Origin of the sequence: Nonomuraea sp. NPDC049141, from assembly GCF_040648415.1 — a bacterium.
GTDB lineage: Bacteria > Actinomycetota > Actinomycetes > Streptosporangiales > Streptosporangiaceae > Nonomuraea.
The window spans coordinates 1-2,297 of sequence record NZ_JBEZDR010000138.1 but is presented as its reverse complement, the minus strand read 5'-3'; the positions used below and the strand labels follow the sequence as shown (position 1 = coordinate 2,297).

At 70.8% G+C, this 2,297-nt stretch carries 2 protein-coding genes; one reads left to right on the top strand and one right to left on the bottom strand.

Annotation, left to right across the window (positions count from 1 at the left end; genetic code table 11):
- Positions 1 to 892 (bottom strand): serine/threonine-protein kinase (locus AB0B91_RS65205; protein WP_358343041.1); only part of this gene is annotated, 892 nt, incomplete at its 3' end.
- Between the two features lie 213 nt (positions 893 to 1,105).
- Between AB0B91_RS65205 and AB0B91_RS65200 the strand changes: the two genes are divergently transcribed.
- Positions 1,106 to 2,297 (top strand): acyl-CoA mutase large subunit family protein (locus AB0B91_RS65200; RefSeq protein ID WP_358343039.1); only part of this gene is annotated, 1,192 nt, incomplete at its 3' end.

The following is a 2,297-nucleotide window of genomic DNA, read 5'->3' as shown; positions in this document are numbered from 1 at the left end:
CCGCGGCGGCGTTGCTGGTCAGCGGGCCGGCGAGCAGCTCGCGCAGCATGGCCCGGGCGGTGTGCACGTCGAGACGGCGGGCCGGGTCCTTCTCCAGCAGGCCCATCAGCACCCGGGCCAGCGGCCCGCTGCGCTGCGGCGGGGCGGGCGGGTCCTCGACCACGGCGTGCATGGTCTCGATCGGGTCGCCCTTGTCGAACGGGGGCCGCCCCTCCACCGCCGTGTAGAGCGTGACGCCCAGCGAGAAGAGGTCGCTCGGCGGGCCGAACTCCTGGCCCATCGCGCGCTCGGGGGAGATGAAGTGCGGCGAGCCGAGCACCATCCCGGGGGTGGTGAGCTGCACGTCGGTGGGCATCCGGGCCACGCCGAAGTCGGTCAGCACGCAGCGCCCGTCGGCGCAGATCAGCACGTTGGCCGGCTTGACGTCGCGGTGCAGCACGCCGATCGCGTGCGCCACCTCCAGCGCGCCGAGCAGCGCGATGCCGATCTTGGCGACCACCCGCTGCGCGACCGGCCCGTCCTCGATCACCATGTCGGCGAGGCTGCGGGCGTCGAGCAGCTCCATCACGATCCACGGCCGGCCGCCCTCGGTGACCACGTCGTAGACCTGGACGACGGCCGGGTGCTGGATCGCCGCCGCCGCGCGGGCCTCGCGCAGGGTGCGCTCGTACATGGCGTCGCGGTCGCTGGGGGCCAGCCCCGGGGGCAGGACGACCTCCTTGACGGCCACGTCCCGCCGCAGGAGTGTGTCCGTGGCACGCCAGACCGTACCCATGCCGCCGTTGCCCACCGTCGAACGCAGCGAGTAACGGTCGCCGATGGTCGTGCCGGGCGTCGCGCGTCCGTTGGGGGAACTGACTGGTCCGCCGCTCCACGTCGGGATCTGAGTCACAGAAAAGCCACCGGGGGAATTCGAGGGGGGCTGGGACACAACCCCCCTATCTTGCTGGTTCCGACGCCCGATGCGAAACCCGACGCGGCGGACGTTTGTCGAACTGGACGGTACGTGTCCGAGCGTTCACCTCTCGTCGATGCCCGTCGACGCGTCGACCGGTGTGCGGTATCCCTCACCCGTCGACGCCGTCGCGCGTCCTACCATCCGCTAATGAGCGAACCGCGGTCAAGCGAGTCCGGTTTTCCGATCAAGGGCGTCTACACGGCGGCGGACCTTCCGGAGGAACTGGACTCCCGGCTCGGCGGACCGGGCGAGTTCCCGTACACGCGCGGGGTCTACCCCACCATGTACACCTCCCGCCCGTGGACCATGCGCCAGTACGCCGGCTTCGGTACCGCCACCGAGTCCAACGCGCGGTACCACCAGTTGTTGCGGGCCGGCACGATGGGTCTCTCCGTGGCCTTCGACCTGCCGACGCAGATGGGCTACGACTCCGACGACCCGATCGCGCACGGCGAGGTGGGCAAGGTCGGGGTGGCCATCGACTCGATCGACGACATGCGGCTGCTCTTCGACGGCATCCCGCTCGACAAGGTCTCGACGTCGATGACCATCAACGCGCCGGGGTCGGTGCTGCTCCTGCTCTACCAGCTCGTGGCGGAGGAGAACGGGGTCGCCGGCTCGGCCCTCAACGGCACGATCCAGAACGACATCCTCAAGGAGTACATCGCCCGGGGGACGTACATCTTCCCGCCGAAGCCCTCGCTGCGGCTGGTGGCCGACACCTTCGGCTACTGCCGCAAGGAGGTGCCGAAGTGGAACACGATCTCCATCTCCGGCTACCACATGGCCGAGGCCGGCGCGTCGCCCGCGCAGGAGATCGCGTTCACCCTGGCCAACGGCGTCGAGTACGTCCGGGCCGCGCTGGCGGCCGGCCTGGCCGTGGACGACTTCGCGCCCCGGCTGTCGTTCTTCTTCGTCGCCCGCACCACCCTGCTGGAGGAGGTGGCCAAGTTCCGGGCCGCCCGCCGGATCTGGGCCCGGCTGATGCGCGACGACTTCGGCGCCAAGAACCCGAAGTCGATGATGCTGCGCTTCCACACCCAGACCGCGGGCGTGCAGCTCACCGCCCAGCAGCCCGAGGTCAACCTGGTCCGGGTGGCGGTGCAGGGCCTCGGCGCGGTGCTCGGCGGCACCCAGTCGCTGCACACCAACAGCTTCGACGAGGCGATCGCGCTGCCCACCGAGAAGGCGGCCCGGCTGGCGCTGCGTACCCAGCAGGTGCTGGCGTACGAGACGGACCTGACCGCGACGGTGGACCCGTTCGCCGGCTCGTACGTGGTGGAGGCGATGACCGCCGAGATCGAGGCGGCGGCGACCGAGCTGATGGAGCGGGTGGCCG